Here is an 18,060-nt window from a genome sequence, read left to right on the forward strand (position 1 = left end):
ATGGCACGCCTTTTGATCTATGACGCCTACGAAAACAAGGTGTACACCTACACAAACCTGAACGAGAACGACCCCATGCCTTACAGCACCCTGACCACCCTGCGGCTGCGGGAGTTCCGGGGAAAATCGGCCAGCCCTACCCTGTGGACCACCATTGCCGCTATGGAAGCGTGGAACCTGACCCGCCGCAAATACGGCAGGGGCATCCCGGTAGGGTACGCCTTCCGCCGCATCTGGGAGGGCGGTCACGGCACCCGCAGCCAGCACTATGCAGGGGTAGCGTTTGACGTAGGGCAAAGCCTTGACCAGCGCCAGCGCACCGCCATTTACAACGCCGCCCGCGCTACCGGCGCATGGGGCTATGTGGAGCCGCTGAGCCAGACCCCCACATGGGTGCACTTTGACCGCCGCTACGGCACCCCGGCGTGCAGCGGCACCACCGCAGGCTACCCCACCCTGCGCCGGGGCAGCCGGGGCTGCTATGTCATGATCTTGCAGGACGCACTTTCCACCCTTGGCTACCAGACCGGCAGCCGTATCGACGGCATCTTTGGTGCCCGCACCGAGCAGGCGCTGCGCGGCTACCAGAAACGCACCAGCCTGCGGGTGGACGGCGTATGCGGCTGCGACAGCTGGAAAAAGATCTCCACCGCCGTCATCGGCATCGGACGTACCAAAACCACCATTGACTAGCGTTTGTCCCATACAGAAAAAGCGGCCGCACAAAACCATGTGCGGTCGCTCTTTTTCACTTATTTTACAGCCTGTTTCAGCTGTTCCAGATCTGCGGCATCCGGGTGGGAGAGCGCCTTGTCGAAGTTTTCGATCAGGGCGTCCAGATTGGGGATGTGCAAAGGCTTTGCCTTCATGGCCTCGTACCGCTGCCGGACGGACACCGGCATCTTGCCCTGACACATAAAGCTGCCGATGACGGTATTGCTCCCGTCCAGCGCCTTCCGGGTGGCGGCAAGGATCTTTTCAAAGTAGGGTGCACTGCCGCCAAAGCCTGCGGTGCCGAACAGAAACACCCGCTTGCCGCGCAGCTGCTTCAAAAAATCCAGCGTGTCGGCGTCGGCCTTGCCCTTGTCCGTCCAAAAGCCCACATACAGGGTATCTGCTGCCAATGCGGCAGCGTCCGGTGCGCCGAAATAGCAGCAGTCTGCCTGCGGCAGTTGCTCCTGCAGGGTCTGTGCCAGCAGTGCGGTGTTGCCGGTTTTGCTGCTGAATACGATGGCGTAGCTCATTTTTACCTCCCTCAGAGCAGCGGCAAAGCTGCCGGATGCTCTTGTGCATACGTTATTTTACGGCAGTTCCTTTGCCGTGAGAGCCTGAAATCATGGAACAGTATAGTACAGTGCCCTGTCAAAATCAAGGGTTGACGATATTCTCGCCTTTCCCGGCCAGAAAGCTGCGCAGGTTGCCGGTGGTGATGTCCATCAGCCGCTGCAGCGCTTCCTTGGTAGTCCACGCGATATGCGGCGTGAGCACCGCGCCCGGCAGGCCGCGCAGACGGCTTTGGGGCGGCAGCGGCTCAGTGGCAAAAGCATCGGCACCGTAAAAGGCAAGCTTCCCGCTTTCCAGCGCATCGGCTACGGCTTCTTCGTCCACCAGTGCGCCCCGGGCGGTGTTCAGCAAAATAGCACCGGGCTTCATTTTTGCAAGGGCTTCCCGGCTTATCAGCCCGCGGGTTTCCGGGGTGGCCGGGCAGTGCAGGCTGAGCACATCGCTGCGGGCAAGCAGGGTGTCAAAGTCCACAAACTCCACCCCATCGGCGGCATACTCCGGGCGCACCGTGCGGGTGCACACCAGCACCTCCATGCCAAAGGCTTTTGCAATGCGGGCGGTCTGGCGGCCAATGCTGCCGTAGCCGTAGATGCCAAAGGTCTTGCCCAGCAGCTCCACCTGCGGCAGCAGACCATATTCTGCCGGGATGCCCAGCTGCCAGTACCCGGCCTTTACCGCCCGGTCGTACCGCTGGGCGCACTGGCAGATGGCCAGCAGCAGGCTGAAGGTCATCTGCGCCACGCTGTAAGTAGAATACCCCGGCACGTTGGCTACTGCCACCCCATGGCGGCGGCAGGCATCAAGGTCGATATTATCCGTGCCGGTGGCGATGATGCCCACCCACTTGAGGTTCGGGCACTGCGCCAACACTGCTTCGTCAATGCGGCACTTGTTGATGAGCACCAGCTCTGCATCCCCGATGCGGGGCGCAATATCGGCGTAGTCGGTGCGCACATAGCTGGTGGTGTCCGGCACCAGTGCCTTTACCCCGGACCAGTCCAAGTCCCCTTCTTCCATCACATAGCTTTCCAGAATCACTGCCTTCATAATTTCTCATTCCCTCTCTGGTTTACGTCATTCCGTTTCTTTCAGCGGATAGAGCGCCAGTGCAAGACTGCCGCCGTAGGGGCGGCTGTCCAGTGCAGCATAGCCCTTTGCCAGCAGCAGCGCCAGCTGTACCCTGTCCTCCAGCGGCACCCACACCGGCGCAGTGCGGACGGGCGCGCAGCCGGTGCGCAGCAAAAAGCAGGGCGCAAGGCTTTCCAGCGGGCGCAGCGCCCGCAGTCCGAAGCCCTGCCGGAAATACAGCGGCAACAGCGCTGCCGCCGTTTCGGTGCACTCCACCACTGCCCATGCCGTACCCTTGCGGCGCAGCCGGTCTGCCCGAGCTGCGGCAATTTCCACCAGCCGGGCGGGCAGCTCCGTACCGGTACTCACCAGCGGAGTGAGCAGACAACCGCCTTCCAGCTGCCTGCGTCCCAGCCAGCTGCGCAGTGCTGCTGCGGCGGCGGTATCGGCGGTGAGGGGCAGCACCAGCAGCGCCGCCCCGGCTGTGCCCCACGCCTCGCCTGCGGTCAGCATCCGTAGCACCTCGGTACGGGGACGGTAGAACCCCGCCCCGCCGCAGCGCACCAATGTAAAAAATTCTTCGGCGGAAAGCCGCCGCACCTGCCGCTGACGCGGCGGGTCGCATACCTGGATCATTTGCAGTTCCTCCGTTCTGATGTTCTTTCCATCAGCATACGAAAAACTGCGTGCAAACCGGCGCGAAACAGCGCACCTTACAGTGCAAAAATCAGTCCAGCGAAACGTCCTCGCTCAGCACCTGCCCAATGGGCTTTGCGATGCACAAGTCGGCGGATGCATCGGCTCCGGTGGGCTGCATATTGATGACCACCAAATTGTCGCCCCGGAAGTACCGGATGAGCCCAGCGGCGGGGTACACCACCAGACTGGTGCCGCCGATGATAAGAGTATCGGCATGGCGGATGGCATCCACCGCGCCGGACAGCACCTGTTCGTCCAAGCCCTCCTCGTAAAGCACCACGTCCGGCTTTACGATGCCGCCGCACTCGGTACAGCGGGGCACGCCGGTGCTGTTTGCGATAAAATCCACATCGTAGAACTTACCGCAGCGGGTGCAGTAGTTGCGCAGGGTGCTGCCGTGCAGCTCGTACACCGTTTTGCTGCCCGCCGCCTGATGCAGCCCGTCAATGTTCTGGGTGACCACCGCCCGCAGCTTACCCTGCTGTTCCAGTTTTGCCAGCCGCAGATGGGCAGCGTTGGGCTTTGCGCCCTTTACGATCATCTTATCGCGGTAAAAACGGTAAAACTCCTCCGGGTTTTCCTCCCAGAAGGTATGGCTGAGGATGGTTTCGGGCGGGTAGTCGTATTTCTGGTGGTACAGCCCGTCCACACTGCGGAAATCCGGGATGCCGCTCTCCGTAGAAACGCCCGCGCCGCCGAAAAAGACGATGCTACTGCTTTTTGCAATGATGTCTTCCAGTGCCTTGACCATAGTTGAAACGCCCCTTTCCTCATGGAAGCTTTTGTGTTAAGATAGTACCAGTATAGCACATTCTTGCAGGAAAGGAAGAGGCCGGTTTTGAACGTCTGGTACATCAACAGCATCCTTGGAGCCATTTGCTTGGAGGAGGAAAACGACGCGCTGTGCGGGGTACATTTTTGCCCGGACGGCGCACCGGAGCTGGAACCACTCCCCCGCAGGGTGGTGGAGACGCCCCTGTTACAGGAGGCCGAGGAGCAGCTGAACGAATATTTTGCCGGGGTGCGCCGGGAGTTCGACCTGCCGCTGGCGGCAAAAGGCACGCCCTTTCAGCAGGCGGTATGGGCGCAGCTGCGCAAGATTCCCTACGGGGAGGTGCGCACCTACGGACAGCTGGCGGCGGCGCTGGGCAAACCCAAAGCCAGCCGCGCTGTGGGCAGCGCCTGCCACCGCAACCCGCTGTGCATCGTGGTGCCCTGCCACCGGGTCATTGGCGCAGACGGCAGTCTGACCGGCTACGCCGAGGGGTTGGAGATCAAGGAATATCTGCTGGAATTGGAGCGGTTTTAAGCAATTTATTATAGGATAACAGCACGCCTGCGGGCATTCCCTTGCCCCACTTTCAAACCCATAAAAGGAAAAAAGGCCGCTGCGCATCATCGCGCAACAGCCTTTTGTGTTTTATGCAGTTTTAAAAGCCCGTGGGCGGGACGTAATAGCTTGGGATCGACCCGCTTTTGGGCGTAGCTGCGGCCTGCTGGCGCAGCGCCGAACGGGTAACCTCTGCCCAGGAATACTGGGTCATATACTCGCCCCGGTAGGAGTTGAAGGCCGAGCGGTCTCCCCGTAGGAAGTTATAATAGTCGCAATCCACCTTGCTGGTATCTAGCGCCAGCGTGCTGCGGCCGCGTACCAGCAGCCCGTTGACCCCTGCATCCTCCAGCGTATGGCTGAGGTCAAAGATCAAATTGCGCAGATGGCTGTGCAGCGAGGCGGTATCGGGCTTATCTTCCCACAAAATAGCCAGCATCTCGCCGTTGGTGCAGGTGGCACCGTTGCGGTCCACAAGGTAGGCCAGCAGCTCCTTGCTCTTACTGCGCTTGAAGGAGAGCGGACGTCCGCCCACAAAGATCTCGAAATTGCCGAAACACTGGATCTTGATACCCACCGGCGCAGTCTCCGGCGGGTAACGCAGGTTTTCCAGCACATTGCGCACATCGGCCTCGTTGGCGGGCTTGAGCAGAAAACCGCTGACGAAGATCTGCAATGCTTCCAGCGCATACTCCGGGTGCTCGGTGACCACGATGATATTGCAGCGGGGCTGCAATTTCTGGATCATACGGGCAAGGGCAAGGCCATTCATCCCCGGCATTTCCAAGTTCAAAAAGGCAGCATCCATCGGGCCCTGCCTCATCCACGTCAGGGCATCGTCGGTCGTCATGGCACTGATATAATCACAGTCCGGTGCCACCCGGCACAGGATACGGATCAGCGAATTGATCGCAAGCTGACCGTCATCCACGACCAGTATTTTCATAGCTTCACCCCCTGTCTGCTTACACAAAACAATTCCCCGCTGTTAGTTTAGCACGCCACAAACTTTTAGGCAAGTTATTTTCTGGAAAAAACCAAAAAAGAAACGTTTTCGCCCGGATATTTGCCCATCTTTTCCTATATCTTCAAGACTTTTTTGCGACTTTGGTCGCTTTTTCCGACGAAATACCGGAGCATTGTTCGGTCAACTGAACTATCAAATCGACCTTTATTTGTTTTCTCCTCCCGCCGGAAAGCACCGCCTTTCCCTGACAAACAACAGGCCGCCGCACCGGTTTTGTGCAGCGGCCTTATTTCATAATTTACGTTTACCGCGGGTGTCTTAATGGAGATCCAGTTCCGGCGGGACGTCCAACTGGTCGGAGACATATTTCCCGTTCTTTTTGCGCTGACGCACGCACTCGGTAAGCAGATATTCGATCTGCCCGTTCACCGAGCGGAAGTCATCCTCTGCCCAAGCGGCAAGGGCATCGTAGAGTTTGGCGTTCAGGCGCAGGGGCACCTGTTTTTTCGGCTCGGCCATCAGTACAGGCTGCCGCTGTTCACGATGGGCTGGGCATCCCGGTTGCCGCACAGCACCACCAGCAGATTGGACACCATTGCCGCCTTACGTTCATCGTCCAGCTCCACTACCTTGTTCTCGTTCAGACGATCCAACGCCATTTCCACCATGCCCACAGCGCCGTCCACGATCATCTTACGGGCATCAATAATGGCGCTGGCCTGCTGGCGCTGCAACATGACCGCTGCGATCTCCGGTGCGTAAGCCAGATAGGTGATGCGGGCTTCCACCACCTCGATGCCGGCCTCGGCCACGTTCTTCTGGATCTCGTCCCGGATGCGGGCAGCCACTACCTCGGAGGAGCCGCGCAGACTGCCCTCGTCGGCTACGCCGTCGCCGGTGGTGTCTACGTTGGGAGAAACATCATAGGGGTACACCCGCACTACGTTGCGCAGGGCGCTGTCGCACTGCAGGGAGAGGTATTCCTTATAGTTATCCACGTTGAACACGGCCTTGGCGGTATCGGTCACGCGCCAGATGACCGCAATGCCGATCTCCACCGGGTTACCCAGACAATCGTTGATCTTCTGGCGGGAGTTGTTCAGGGTCATCATCTTGAGGGAGATCTTCTTGCTCATGGACTCGGCGGTCACCTGAGCATTCTGGCCGTTATTGCCAAACAGCGCAGCCACGCTGTTCTCCTTGCTGTTCACATCTCCGCTCTGGCTCAGGCGGGTGCCGGCGGCGGGGTTGACGGCGGTACAGAAGGGGTTTACCCAGTAAAAGCCCTGTCCCTTCAGCGTGCCGATGTAATCACCAAACAGGGTGAGCACCAGCGCCTCCTGCGGCTTTAACACCTTAAGACCGCAGAACAGGAAAATGCCCGCGATCCAATACGCAATGGACAAAATCAGCAGCGGCACGCCCAGAAGCATCCGGTCTGCATTCAGCAGAGTGATGCTGTAAATGAACAGGGCGATGGCCACCACATAGCCCAGCAACGTGAGCAACAGCATAGCCATGCCATTTTTGCGGGTATTCAAAATTTTTTCTTCCATAACAGATCCCTCCTTATCAGGGTCGGAAGCATTCCTTTGTGATATCAAAATAATATCACTTTGCAAATGGTCTGTCAAGTACTTCCACAAAAAATCCCCGCCTGCCCGTACACTGCGGACAAAGCGGGGTCAAATGTTATAGGTGCGCCGGGCAGGCAGAGTTTCAAGCGTCTACCTGCGCTTCTCCCCCAATCAGCACTACGGCAACATCATTGACATTGGTACCGGTAGCGCCTGTGATGATCAGCCCTTCCACCGCCTGCAAGGCGTGGTAGGCATCGTTGTTTTGCAGGGTGTCGAACAGGTTCCAGCCCGCTGCCGCCAGTGCCGCAGCGGTGTCGCCGTCCGCATAGCCGCCGGCGGCATCGGTAGGTCCGTCGGTGCCGTCACTGCCCACCGAGAACACCGCCGTGTTTTGTCCGGCCAGTGCCGGGGCTGCGGCCAGCGCCAGCTCCTGATTGCGCCCGCCCAGACCTTTGCCGGTCAGGTGCACCACCGTTTCCCCGCCTGCGATAAAGGCCAGCTTTTTCCCCTGCTCCGCATGGGTGCGGGCGATAGACCCCAGAAAGCTGCCCGCCTCCCGCGCCTCGCAGCAGAGCCGGTCGGTGAGGAGCAGCGGTGCATAGCCCAGTTTCCGGCAGGCTTCGGCAGCGGCAGCGCACAGCTCCCGCACACTGCCGGTGATCTGGGTCGTCACGTTGTCAAGGGCTTTCGGCGTTTCCTGTGCCAACAGCGCCTTTGCCTGCGCCGATAAGCGCAGCTTGTATTTTTCCGCAATGGCAAGTGCCTGCGCACAGGTGGAGGAGTCCGGCACCGCCGGGCCGCTGGCGATCATATCCAGCGGGTCGCCCAGAATATCGCTGAGCACAATGCTGAACACCTTTGCGGGCGCGCAGTGCTGCGCAAACCGCCCGCCCTTGACAGCGGACAGCCGCTTGCGGATGGTGTTCATCTCCACAATGTCCGCTCCGCTGGCAAGGAGCTGATTGGTGATGTCCTGCAATTCCCCGCCGGGGACAAGCGGCTGTTCAAACAGGGCGCTGCCGCCGCCGGAAAGCAGAAACAGCACGGTATCCTCTTCGGTCAGCCCCTGTACCAGCGCCAAAGCTTTTTCGGTGGCTGCAAAGCTGTTGGCATCCGGCACGGGATGGCCCGCCTCATAACAGCTTATGCCGGGGATTTTGCCCTTCACATGGCCGTATTTGGTCACCACCACGCCGCCGTCCACGTGCCCCAGTGCCTGCACGGCGGCGTGCGCCATCTGCCATGCAGCCTTGCCTGCCGCCACCAGCAGCACCCTGCCGCCTCTGGGCTGAAAGTTTTCCAGCGCGCGGCACACAGCCCTATCCGGCAGCACCGCCTGAATGCTGGCACGGATGATTTCATCCGCATCTCGCCGCAATGTGGTATTCATAATATGACCCTCCTTACAGGATCTGCCCGAACTCTGCAGCACATTCCATCAACAGCCGCAAGGTTCGGTTATTTTTGATAAATGCAAGTCTGTTTTCCGAAGAAAACAAATAATCCGAACCCGTCTCCCATCGGAAACAAGTTCGGATTATTTTTGTTTGGTCCGAGTGGCGAGAATCGAACTCACGGCCTCTTGAACCCCATTCAAGCGCGCTACCAAAACTGCGCTACACCCGGATATCTGTTTGCATTTGTCGCTCACAGCTTGATTAGTATACCCGACTTTGCCCGTTTTGTCAAGCGCTTTTTCCAAATTTCTGATGCGGTTTTTACATTTTGCTTTCCCGACTTTTGCCCGCGGGAAGGATGCGCGAAAGAGCGTTATTTTCAAAAATCGCTGTACGCTTCTTCCTCGTCATCCTCGCAGATGGGGGTGGTGTCGTCCGGCGGTGCGCCAAATTCCACCGTGGCAAAGGCCAGCGCGAACACGCTGTCCGCCCCGGCATGGAGCAGCGCCTGTGCGCAGGCGGCAGCCGTTGTGCCGGTGGTGATGACGTCATCCACCAACAGGATGCGCTTGCCCTCCAGCTGCTGCGGCTGTGCCGCCCGGAAAGCGCCTGCTACGTTGGCCATGCGCTGTTCCAGCGGCAGACCGGCCTGATGCCGTTTGGTGCGGGTGCGCACCAGCGCTTGCGGTGCCAGCGGCACCTCCATGGCCTTGGCCAGCGGCAGCGCCATCAGCTCCGGCACGTTGTAGCCGCGCTTTTTGCCGGAGGCCGGCACCGGCACGATCAAATCGTACCCGATGGCCGCCCACGGCACCGGCTGCGGGAGCAGCTCGCCGTACTGCACGGTCAGCTCCCCGCCAAAGGCCAGCTGCACCAGACGGTTGCCCATCTCTACTGCCCGCCACGGCTTGCCCTGATACTTTGCGTTCAGGATGCCGCGCCGCACACAGCCATTGTAGCGGTAGGGTGCAGCCGCACCGGTCAGATTGCCGATATAGTGCTGCGCCGGGTCCAGCCGGATGCCGGGCTTGCGGCGCAGCACTTCCAGCTGCTCTGCGCAGTCCGGGCAATCCCGTACGTCTCCCAGCACCCGGCCGCAGAAAGGGCACTCGCGCGGGTAGAGCAGCTGCCGTACCGCCCGCAGCGCCCTGCGCCGGGGATCATAGTAATCCATCAGTCCTTTTTGACTGCCACGATCACCCGCACGCGCTTGCCTGCTGCGCAGCCAAAGTTATCGTACCAGCCGGTCAGGTAGTAGCCCTCGGAGTTCACCTCAGAGAGCTTGGTGGCGTAATACTGCCCCTTGTACCACAGGTACACCTGCATATCGTCGGCCGTCTCGTAGCGGGTGCCGTTGCTCATCACCGAGGCTGCACCCACCTGATCGATCTTCATGGGCATCAGCTGGATCATGGCCTTTACCGTGCCGTTCACATTCTGCCGCACTGCCAGACCGCCCGCCAGCACCGGGTACTTGATGGAGGTGGAAAAGCTGGCCTGGCTGCCATTGACGTAGCAGATGTAAGTAGCGCCGCCGCCCACAAAGTTGAGGATGGTGCTCATGGGCTGGCCCGTGATTTTGGCCAGCTGCTTGAGGCCGATGCTCAGCAGCGAACCGGAACTGCTGGTGATGCGGTTCCAGACCGTGCTCAGCAGCGAGCCGTCAATGACGCCCCACAAGATCTCGCTGGTGGTGGGCACCAGCACACTGCGCAGATCATCCACCACCGTGGTGGTGTTGGTGGTACTGCCGCTGGTAGAGCCGGAACCGGAAGAACTGCCTCCGGTGGAGCCGCTACCGGAGCCAGAAGAGCTGCCCCCGGAGGAACCGCTGCCGGAGGAACCGTCCCCGCTCCCGCCGGAACCGCCCTTCAGACTGCCCAGAATGGAGCCTGCATTGATGGCAAGGTTCTTCACATCGTCCAGCACGCCGTATTTCCACAGATCGCCGGTGACATCATTTAAAATCAGGCGGTCGATCTGCCCCTGCTCATTCAGCGTATAGTAACGCACAGCCAGCGTGTTCAGATTTGTCCCCGCTATTCGGCTGGGACGAACCGTCCCAGCTAACCCCTCCGATGTCGTATCCAAGATTTGTACGTCATCGGCCAGAGCATAGTCCCCCAGCGCGGTGGCGGTGTCGTTGATGGTGCCGCTGACCGATTTGGACTCGATGGCGGTTACCTGTTCTCCCTCGGGGGTCACGCTGATCTCCACCAGCCAGCCGGTGGGATAGTTCAGGCTTTTGTCGATGTTCACGGTGCGGGTGATGCCGTCGGTGCACATCACCGAGATCTTTTGCAGCACGTCTGCACCGTTATCCTCTACAAGGCTGCGGTTGGCGGTCTGCACCACGCCGTAGAACACGCTGTCGGCTTCTGCGCCGGTGATCACATCCGCCACTTCATTGTCCATGCCCAGCAGCAGGGTGACCACTTCGCCCACGCCGCCGCCGTTCAGGGAGGAGATCTTGGATGCCACGGCAGAGCTGCCCAGCGTGTAATTGCTGCCCGCCACAGTCAGCGCGGTGGGTGCGCTGGCGCTGGGCGATACCGCGGTAATGCGGCCCGCTGCGCGGCGGGTGTAGACCCACACCGTCTGCAGGCTTTCGCTGTAATAGTACACATCGTACTTGTTCAGCTCTGCCGAGGCAGAGACCTTATCGTTGCGGTAGACGCTCACCGGCGTAAAGGGCAGCTGGGTGCCCTCCTCTGCCACAAAGGGGCCCTTTCGGCTCTTGAGCAGCACCGAGGAGGTATCCACCTGACCGTTGGACACCGTAAAGCCCAGCGAGCTGCCGTAGGCGCTGCCGCTGGCGGTGTTTGCGCGCAGGGCGTTGTACAGCAGCAGGGTGCACTGCTCGTAGGTCATAGCCTGTCCCTGCGTGCAGGTCAGCTGGTCCCGCAGACCGATCTGCTGGGCCTTGTTCAGCTGTGCCTGCGGGAAGGAGCCGGTCAGGTCGGTGGTCTTATAACTCAGCATCTTCAGCACCGCTGCACAAGCTTCCTCCAGCGTAACGGTGTTGTCCGGGCGGAAGGAGCCATCGGTGTAGCCGTTCATCCAGCCCTGCTGCACCGCAATGCGGATATAGGGAGCCCACTGGGAGCTGCCGGGCACATCCCGGTACAGGGTGCCCACCGTGCCCTGCGCGCTTACACTTTCCCGGTAGGTGGAAAAGGACACCAGCATTTTGGCAAAAGCGCCGCGGGTAATGTTGGCGCCAAGCTCCTGACCGGTGGGCACAGCGCCCAGAGTAATGGCCGTCTGCAGTGCCGTGTTGTTGATGCTGGCCGCCGAGACCGGCAGCACCAGCACCGACACCGCAATGCTGACCGCCAGCAGAAATGCGAGAATCCGTTTTTTCATTGGTCGTACCTCTTGTTCTTTGTTTATCACGCCGCCGCGATCAATCGTAGCGCAATGCTTCAATGGGGTTCAGCCGGGCTGCGCGCCGTGCCGGCAGGTAGCCGAACAGCACGCCGATGCCCACCGAGATGCCAAAGGCCACCACAATGGAGTTGAAGGAGGGGCTTACCGTAACGGTGGTATCGGTCATGAACATGGGCAGCACCTTGTTTGCCGCCATGGACACCGCATAGCCCAGCGCAATGCCTAAAACGCCGCCCAGCGCGGAGGTGGTGGCCGCTTCCACCACGAACTGTGCCAGAATGGTGCGTTCCTTTGCGCCAAGCGCCTTGCGGATACCGATCTCGCGGGTGCGCTCGGTCACCGACACCAGCATGATATTCATAATGCCGATGCCGCCCACCAGCAGCGAAATGCTGGCAATACCGGTAAGTATCACGATGACCATGTTGATCATCTTGTTCATTTCCTCCAGCCACTCGCTGGCGCTGTACACATAGTAGCCGTTTTCGGTCTTGAGGATCGACATCAGTTCCTCTTCCATGGTGGTCTTGGCCTCGTTGGCAAAGTTTTCGTCGGTCATCACCGCCGTATAGTTGTTGACCGAGCTCTGGCTGGAGAGCCGCATCACGGTGGTATAGGGCAGGTAAACGCAGTCATCGTCGCTGCCCTGCTGCATGGTAGGGTCGCTGACCTTGGCTGCCAGCACGCCCACGATGCGGAACTTGTTAGCACCGATCTTGAGCGTCTGCCCCACACCGTTGCCGCCAAAGGCCACCCGGTTCAGGTAATCGCCAATGATGCAGACCTGCTTGTTGTCCTGCATATCCATGTATTGCAGGCCGCGTCCCTGCGCGAGCTGGTAGTTTTTCATCTCGGTGTAGCTTTCGTCCACGCCGCTTATATGGGACCAGCGGTAGCTGGTGGTGCCGATCTTCAGCGTGCCGCTGGCGTTGCCGCTGAACTCGATCTGGGGCGACACCGCCTTGATCAGGTCGGAATGCCGCTGGCAGATATCGTACATCTCCTCCACCGGCACGGTACGGGAGCCGTAGCCCCACACCTGAATGCTCAGGGTGTTAGTGCCCAGTGCGGAAAAGCTGTCCCGCATACTTTTGGTCATGCCGTTGCCCAGACCTACGATGACGATGACCGCCATCACGCCGATGATGATGCCCAGCATGGTCAGAAAGGTGCGCAGCTTGTTGCTCCACACGTTCTGGATGGCCTGCCGGAAGGTTTCAAAGATCATGCCTGTTCCTCCTTTTCCGGCGTTTCGGGCAGCAAAGTAGGCTGCACCATGGCCTCCGGTGCGTGGGAGTCGCCGTCATACACCACCTGACCGTCCTCCAGCCGGATGATGCGGTCGGCCTGCACGGCAATAGAGTTGTCGTGGGTGATCAGCACCACGGTGTGTCCCTGCTTGTGCAGCTGCTGCAAAAGCCCCAGCACCTCGCGGCCGGTATGGGAGTCCAGCGCGCCGGTGGGCTCGTCCGCCAGAATGACCGGAGGGTTGCGCACCAGTGCCCGCGCGATGGACACACGCTGCTGCTGACCGCCGGAAAGCTGGTTGGGGCGATTTTTCAGCTTATCGCCAAGCCCCACCTGCTCCAGCACCTCCCGGGCGCGGATGTGGCGGTCGGCGCGGGAGATGCCCGCATACACCAGCGGCACCTCCACGTTTTCCATCAGGTTCAGCTTGGGCAGCAGATTGTATTGCTGGAAGATAAAGCCCAGCATCTCGTTGCGGATGGCGGCCAGCTCGTTGCGGTTCATCTTGCCCACATCCCGGCCGTTGAGCCGGTAGGTGCCATGGGTGGGCACATCCAGACAGCCGATGATGTTCATGCAGGTGGATTTGCCCGAGCCGGACTGGCCCACGATGGCCACGAACTCGCCTTTTTCGATTTTCATGGTGATGTGGTCGGCAGCCTTTACCGTGGTATCGCCCATCTGGTAATATTTGCACACCGCATCAAACTCGATCAGAGCGCTCATTCATCCCTCCTGTGTCAATCCACCACAACTGCACCGGCCTCAGCGGGGTCGATGCCCTCTGCCGGCTCTTCAGCGTCCGCTGCGGGGGCTTCACCGTTTTCCGTTTCCTCCGGCAGCGTCTCCTCGCCGCCCTCAGTGAGGTCTGCGGCATTTTCGGCACCGCCGATTACTTCGCCGTCAGAGTAGTCATAGCCGCCGTCGTCATAGTAGCTGTCGCTGCTCACGGAACTGGGGTCGTAGGCGATGGTATCGCTCTCGGACAGGCCGCTGGTCACCTGCGTATAGTTGTCATCGCTGACACCGGTCTTGACCTTGACGTACACATAGCCCTCCGGTGCGCTCATGGAGTCATCGGCGTTCACGGCGCTGGGCGAGTCCTGCCGCACCAGCACATAATTGCCCCGCACGATGGCGGCATTGGGCACCGTGAGCGCATTTTTCGCCTGCGCCACCACGATCTCGGCGTTGGCATTCATGCCCGGGCGCAGACCGGTAGTCTCGTCGATGCGTACGGTCACCGGGTAGGTGGTGGTGCCGCCGCTGGTATCGCCCTTCATGGACACACGGGTGACCACGCCCTCGTAGGTCTTATCCTTCACAGCATCTGCAGTCACCTGCACGGTCTGCCCCACCTTCAGGCTGCTGACCTGCAGCTCATCCACGTTGATGGTCATTTCCAGATAGCTCAGGTCGTAAATGGTGCACAGATCGGTGCTGGTGCTCAGGGCATCGCCCACCTTGGCGTTCTTTTCGATGATGGTGCCGCTGATGGGCGAGGTGATGGTGTAGTTATCCATGGTGTCCTGCATATTCTGCATGGACAGTTCCGCGCCGCGCAGGGTCTCGGAGGCAGACTGGATGGACTCGGTCAGTTCCTCACCGCTGAGGGTCAGGATGATATCATCCTTGTTCACGCTGCCGCCCTCCCGCACATTGATAGCGGTCACGGTGCCGGAAGCCAGCGCAGTCAAGGTGCGCTCGGCCTGATACTGGAAGTTTGCCGCTGCAATGGAGCTTACCCCGTTGATGGCAGCCGTAGCGGCCTGTGCCGTAGTCAGACCGCCTGCGTTGGACACCGAGATGGTCACAGTGCGGGTGAGTAGATTGCCCGTGCTCAGGGCATCGGTGCCGGTCACAGCGGTAATAGTGCCGGGCAGCACCTCAAAGGTACCGTCCAGCGTCACCTCGGCGGTCTGCCCTACCGAGAAGTTGGCAGCATCCGCAGCCGGGAACTCCAGCACCAGATTCATCTTGGAGCTGTCCCGTACCACGGCCACTTCCTGACCGCTCTTTACCTCATCGCCCTTGTTCACCTTCAGGCTGCTGACGACGCCCGCCACCTCGGCGCGAACATACTGGCGGTCGGCGGTCTTATCGTAGCTGCGCTGCGCCTGCTGCAGGGTGATAGCTGCCTGCTCCACCTTGGTGGTAGCGTCGGAGGAATCCACCGTGTACAGCACAGTACCCTCTTCCACGATATCGCCCTCTTCAAAGCTGCCGGTCAGCACCTTGCCGGTCACCAGCGACTTGACGCTGTAAGTATTGGCGGGCTTCAACGTGCCGGTGCCGCTGAGCGTGTTGGAGACATCCCGGGTCTCGGGCGCTGCTTCCGTATAAGAAGTATCCACGTTTGCGGGCTTTGCGCTCTTGGGCTTCAGCAGCCACCAACCGCCGGCCAGCACCACGATGGCTACCGGCACCAGCCACTTCCAGTTCTTTTTGGCAAATGCCGCCGCGCCGCCTTTTTTCGGTGCAGCCGCTGCGTCCTGCTGCGAGTCGGCGGACTGTTTAGACTTTTTCCAGATCATTCTTGCCGTTCCTCCTAGGTTCTTTTATGACAAGATGCTTTTTTGTAAAAAGCATCCATCAGAAACTCTTATTTGTAGTGTATCGCATTTTGCCCCGATAAACAAGCGTCCAATTTTCGTTTCACGGCATTTCCACAAAGTTTCAGACTTTTTTTACAAAGAATGGCTTTTATTCAAGCAAAAAACAGCACCCGGAGGTTTCCCTCCGGGTGCTGTTTCCTTTGTTTTTACCCTGCGTCTGCGGTGGGCTCTACCACCACATACACCCCTGCGGGCACACAGGCGGCCCATGCGCCGTCCTTGTCCAGCCAACCGAATTGCTCACAGACATGATCCGGGCACTGACTATCCAAAAACGCGATGGCGCCATCCTTCACCTGCAGGTGCACGATGTAGTCCCCTACCTCGTACAGGTAATCGTGATCCTGCGCAAGGGTCAAAGTCTCGGTAACGCCGTCACCGAAATCCACAACGGCCTGTAAGCCGCTGCCCTTGACGGGGTGCTGCGCCCGCACCGCAAGAAAAATACCTGCGGCCAGCGCCAGTACCACCAGTGCAAAGATCACATTTTTCTTCCACGCGCTGCCCTTGGGGGCGGCGGTGTCAGAGTTTTTTTGCTTTATGCTCATGCAGCGTACTTGCTGGCAGCTGCACCGGCAATGCGGCCAAAGACGGTAAAGTCGGCCACAGCGTTGCCGCCCAGACGGTTTGCACCGTGCACGCCGCCGGTCACCTCACCTGCTGCGAACAGGCCGGGGATCACAGAGCCGTCAGCCTTCAGCACCTCGGTGTTGGTGTTGATCTTCAGGCCGCCCATAGTGTGGTGCACACCTGCGGTGACCTTGATAGCGTAGTAGGGAGCAGTATCCAGAGCCTTTGCAAAGCTGGTGCGGCCAAAGTCGGGGTCGTTCTTGGCCTCAACGTAGCCGTTCCAGGTCTTCATGGTCTCGGCAAAAGCAGCCTCGTCCACGCCCATAGCCTTTGCCAGTTCCTCATAGGTCTGGCCGGTCACGGTGTAGCCCTTCTTGATGTAGCCCTGAATGACGCTGGAAGCATCGACCATAGCCTGATCCACCACCAGCCAGCTGTAGCTACCGGTCTGAGCGATCTCGGCAGCGGAAACCACGTCACGGGTGCCAACTTCGTCGATGAAGCGCTTACCCTCGGCGTTGATCAGCACAGCGCCGTCACCGCGCAGACCCTCGGTGATCAGAGCAGCGGTGTTAGCCTCCACGGTGGGGTGGATCTGGATCTGATCCATGTCCACAGTGTCAGCGCCCACAGCGGTAGCCATCTCAATGCCCTGACCCTGTGCGCCTGCGGCGTTGGTGGTCATAAAGCCCTTCAGCTCGGGCTTGTACTCGGTGACCATGTCCAGATTTGCGCCGAAGCCGCCGGTGGTCAGCACCACAGCCTTGGCATTCACGGTGATGGTCTCGCCGGTGGAACCGGTAGCCTTCACACCCACAACGGCACCGTTTGCATCGGTCAGCAGCTCGGTAGCGGTGGTGTTCAGCAGGGTCTGCACGCCGGCCTTGTCGCAGTTCTCCTGCAGCAGGGGGATCATGTAGGAGCCCACAGAAAGGGTCTTGCCCTCGGCATCCACGGGACGATGGATACGCTTGACGGATGCGCCGCCGAAGCTGGAAACGCTGTGCAGGGTGATGCCGTGCTCGTCCAGCCAGTCGATGGCGTCAGCGCTGTTAGAGCACAGAGTCTCCACCAGAGCGGGGTCGTTGATGCCCTTGCCGCCGATCATGGTGTCCAGCTCCATCAGCTCCACAGAGTCGAAGTAGCCCTTGGGGTCTGCCTGATAAGCAGCCCACTGCTCAGAGACAGTCTTGGCCAGAGCGGTGATGGTAGCGTTGTCGGCGTACTTTTCAGCAGCGGTCTTCAGGGTCTTTTCCACGCCTGCGGACTCGCCGAACTCGTTCTCGTCCTGATACACGGTGTCACCGGCGTTCATGCCGCCGGTAGCGCGCACGGAGTTGCCGCCCACCATGGGCTGGCTCTCCAGAATGACCACGCTCTTGCCCTCGGCAGCAGCAGTGATGGCAGCAGTCATACCTGCACCGCCTGCACCCACGATGGCAATGTCTGCATCAATGGTGGAGTCCTCGGCCTTGGTCGTGTCGGCCTTGACCTCGGTCTTGTAGTCATCAGCGTTCAGGCCGGCTGCGACCAGAGCAGCAGCAGCAGCCTCCTTGATGGCGTCGGAGGTGATGGTTGCAGTGGCCACGCCGTCCACGGCAATGCTGCCGCTCTCGGCAATCGCGCCGGGCAGCTGCTCCAGAGCCATGGTGCCGATGCCGGGGGTCTCGTCCTTGCCCTCAGCGGTGCAGCCGGTGATCTTGCCGTCGGTCAAAGTCAGAGTGACGGTAACATCGCCGCCCATACCCTTGGCTGTACCGGTGAACTCGCCGGACACGCCTGCGGTGGAGGAGGCAGACTTGCTGCCGCAGCCGTAGCCCAACAGGCTGACGCTTACAACAGCCGCCATGGCCAGCGCAGCCACGCTCTTGCGGATCTGATTCTTTTTCATTGTTTCATCCTTCTTATTTTG

The 18,060-nt window shown here is 60.0% G+C and carries 17 protein-coding genes and 1 tRNA gene; 2 read left to right on the plus strand and 16 right to left on the minus strand.

Annotated features, from left to right (window positions below; translation table 11 throughout):
• Positions 1-693 carry a peptidoglycan-binding domain-containing protein gene (locus tag DXB44_RS01220; RefSeq protein WP_097779567.1) on the plus strand — a complete coding sequence of 231 codons (693 nt, stop codon included), beginning with the start codon at positions 1-3 and terminating at the stop codon, positions 691-693.
• A gap of 59 nt (positions 694-752) precedes the next feature.
• Here the strand turns inward: DXB44_RS01220 and bilS are convergent, their stop codons facing one another.
• The 4 genes from bilS to DXB44_RS01240 form a co-directional block, all read right to left on the minus strand.
• Complete coding sequence (gene bilS / locus DXB44_RS01225; protein WP_055185820.1) at positions 753-1,244, minus strand: flavodoxin family protein BilS; 492 nt, start codon at positions 1,242-1,244, stop codon at positions 753-755.
• 124 nt (positions 1,245-1,368) lie between these two features.
• Positions 1,369-2,331, minus strand: a complete 963-nt coding sequence (locus DXB44_RS01230; protein WP_118657444.1) for a D-2-hydroxyacid dehydrogenase — start codon at positions 2,329-2,331, stop codon at positions 1,369-1,371.
• Between the two features lie 27 nt (positions 2,332-2,358).
• Positions 2,359-2,988 carry a hypothetical protein gene (locus DXB44_RS01235; RefSeq protein ID WP_118657445.1) on the minus strand — a complete coding sequence of 210 codons (630 nt, stop codon included), beginning with the start codon at positions 2,986-2,988 and terminating at the stop codon, positions 2,359-2,361.
• A 91-nt stretch (positions 2,989-3,079) separates the two neighbouring features.
• Complete coding sequence (locus tag DXB44_RS01240) at positions 3,080-3,802, minus strand: NAD-dependent protein deacylase (RefSeq protein ID WP_118657446.1); 723 nt, start codon at positions 3,800-3,802, stop codon at positions 3,080-3,082.
• 87 nt (positions 3,803-3,889) lie between these two features.
• Here DXB44_RS01240 and DXB44_RS01245 point away from each other — a divergent pair, with 87 nt between their 5' ends.
• Positions 3,890-4,360, plus strand: a complete 471-nt coding sequence (locus DXB44_RS01245) for a methylated-DNA--[protein]-cysteine S-methyltransferase (RefSeq protein WP_055185816.1) — start codon at positions 3,890-3,892, stop codon at positions 4,358-4,360.
• A 121-nt stretch (positions 4,361-4,481) separates the two neighbouring features.
• Here the strand turns inward: DXB44_RS01245 and DXB44_RS01250 are convergent, their stop codons facing one another.
• The 12 genes from DXB44_RS01250 to DXB44_RS01305 form a co-directional block, all read right to left on the minus strand.
• Entirely contained in the window at positions 4,482-5,327 is an 846-nt protein-coding gene (locus DXB44_RS01250; protein ID WP_055185815.1) for a response regulator, read from the minus strand.
• A 339-nt stretch (positions 5,328-5,666) separates the two neighbouring features.
• Positions 5,667-5,867: a hypothetical protein gene (locus DXB44_RS01255; RefSeq protein ID WP_015537787.1), complete on the minus strand. Its 201-nt coding sequence runs from the start codon at positions 5,865-5,867 to the stop codon at positions 5,667-5,669.
• Entirely contained in the window at positions 5,867-6,904 is a 1,038-nt protein-coding gene (locus tag DXB44_RS01260) for an SPFH domain-containing protein (protein WP_055185814.1), read from the minus strand. Before DXB44_RS01260 ends, DXB44_RS01255 begins: the two co-directional genes overlap by 1 nt.
• 163 nt (positions 6,905-7,067) lie before the next feature.
• Positions 7,068-8,318 carry a DUF4147 domain-containing protein gene (locus DXB44_RS01265; RefSeq protein WP_118657447.1) on the minus strand — a complete coding sequence of 417 codons (1,251 nt, stop codon included), beginning with the start codon at positions 8,316-8,318 and terminating at the stop codon, positions 7,068-7,070.
• 158 nt (positions 8,319-8,476) lie between these two features.
• Positions 8,477-8,554 (minus strand) — tRNA-Pro (locus tag DXB44_RS01270).
• Positions 8,555-8,704: 150 nt separating this feature from the next.
• Positions 8,705-9,499 (minus strand): phosphoribosyltransferase family protein, encoded by a 795-nt coding sequence (locus DXB44_RS01275; RefSeq protein WP_118657448.1) that lies wholly within the window; start codon positions 9,497-9,499, stop codon positions 8,705-8,707.
• Entirely contained in the window at positions 9,499-11,691 is a 2,193-nt protein-coding gene (locus DXB44_RS01280; protein WP_118657449.1) for an S-layer homology domain-containing protein, read from the minus strand. Before DXB44_RS01280 ends, DXB44_RS01275 begins: the two co-directional genes overlap by 1 nt.
• A 40-nt stretch (positions 11,692-11,731) precedes the next feature.
• On the minus strand, positions 11,732-12,943 hold the full coding sequence (locus DXB44_RS01285) for an ABC transporter permease (RefSeq protein ID WP_118657450.1): 1,212 nt from the start codon (positions 12,941-12,943) through the stop codon (positions 11,732-11,734).
• Positions 12,940-13,689 (minus strand): ABC transporter ATP-binding protein, encoded by a 750-nt coding sequence (locus tag DXB44_RS01290; protein WP_055185809.1) that lies wholly within the window; start codon positions 13,687-13,689, stop codon positions 12,940-12,942. The genes DXB44_RS01285 and DXB44_RS01290 overlap by 4 nt, the downstream gene beginning before the upstream one ends.
• A gap of 14 nt (positions 13,690-13,703) precedes the next feature.
• Entirely contained in the window at positions 13,704-15,497 is a 1,794-nt protein-coding gene (locus tag DXB44_RS01295; protein WP_118657451.1) for an HlyD family efflux transporter periplasmic adaptor subunit, read from the minus strand.
• Positions 15,498-15,724: 227 nt separating this feature from the next.
• On the minus strand, positions 15,725-16,126 hold the full coding sequence (locus DXB44_RS01300; protein ID WP_118657452.1) for a NusG domain II-containing protein: 402 nt from the start codon (positions 16,124-16,126) through the stop codon (positions 15,725-15,727).
• The gene (locus DXB44_RS01305; protein WP_118657453.1) at positions 16,123-18,039 is read right to left on the minus strand and encodes a flavocytochrome c; all 1,917 of its coding nucleotides are present in this window, start codon (positions 18,037-18,039) and stop codon (positions 16,123-16,125) included. The genes DXB44_RS01300 and DXB44_RS01305 overlap by 4 nt, the downstream gene beginning before the upstream one ends.
• Between the last annotated feature and the right edge of the window lie 21 nt (positions 18,040-18,060).

It is taken from the genome of Faecalibacterium sp. OM04-11BH (assembly GCF_003482185.1).
Lineage (GTDB): Bacteria > Bacillota > Clostridia > Oscillospirales > Ruminococcaceae > Faecalibacterium > Faecalibacterium tardum.

Coding starts and splice junctions, on each gene's coding strand:
- DXB44_RS01240 (WP_118657446.1), bottom strand. CDS start 3,802: ATGGTCAAGGCACTGGAAGACATCATTGCAAAAAGCAGTAGCATCGTC.
- DXB44_RS01285 (WP_118657450.1), bottom strand. CDS start 12,943: ATGATCTTTGAAACCTTCCGGCAGGCCATCCAGAACGTGTGGAGCAAC.
- DXB44_RS01300 (WP_118657452.1), bottom strand. CDS start 16,126: ATGAGCATAAAGCAAAAAAACTCTGACACCGCCGCCCCCAAGGGCAGC.
- DXB44_RS01260 (WP_055185814.1), bottom strand. CDS start 6,904: ATGGAAGAAAAAATTTTGAATACCCGCAAAAATGGCATGGCTATGCTG.
- DXB44_RS01250 (WP_055185815.1), bottom strand. CDS start 5,327: ATGAAAATACTGGTCGTGGATGACGGTCAGCTTGCGATCAATTCGCTG.
- DXB44_RS01265 (WP_118657447.1), bottom strand. CDS start 8,318: ATGAATACCACATTGCGGCGAGATGCGGATGAAATCATCCGTGCCAGC.
- DXB44_RS01235 (WP_118657445.1), bottom strand. CDS start 2,988: ATGATCCAGGTATGCGACCCGCCGCGTCAGCGGCAGGTGCGGCGGCTT.
- DXB44_RS01280 (WP_118657449.1), bottom strand. CDS start 11,691: ATGAAAAAACGGATTCTCGCATTTCTGCTGGCGGTCAGCATTGCGGTG.
- DXB44_RS01275 (WP_118657448.1), bottom strand. CDS start 9,499: ATGGATTACTATGATCCCCGGCGCAGGGCGCTGCGGGCGGTACGGCAG.
- DXB44_RS01220 (WP_097779567.1), top strand. CDS start 1: ATGGCACGCCTTTTGATCTATGACGCCTACGAAAACAAGGTGTACACC.
- DXB44_RS01305 (WP_118657453.1), bottom strand. CDS start 18,039: ATGAAAAAGAATCAGATCCGCAAGAGCGTGGCTGCGCTGGCCATGGCG.
- DXB44_RS01290 (WP_055185809.1), bottom strand. CDS start 13,689: ATGAGCGCTCTGATCGAGTTTGATGCGGTGTGCAAATATTACCAGATG.
- DXB44_RS01295 (WP_118657451.1), bottom strand. CDS start 15,497: ATGATCTGGAAAAAGTCTAAACAGTCCGCCGACTCGCAGCAGGACGCA.
- DXB44_RS01230 (WP_118657444.1), bottom strand. CDS start 2,331: ATGAAGGCAGTGATTCTGGAAAGCTATGTGATGGAAGAAGGGGACTTG.
- bilS (WP_055185820.1), bottom strand. CDS start 1,244: ATGAGCTACGCCATCGTATTCAGCAGCAAAACCGGCAACACCGCACTG.
- DXB44_RS01255 (WP_015537787.1), bottom strand. CDS start 5,867: ATGGCCGAGCCGAAAAAACAGGTGCCCCTGCGCCTGAACGCCAAACTC.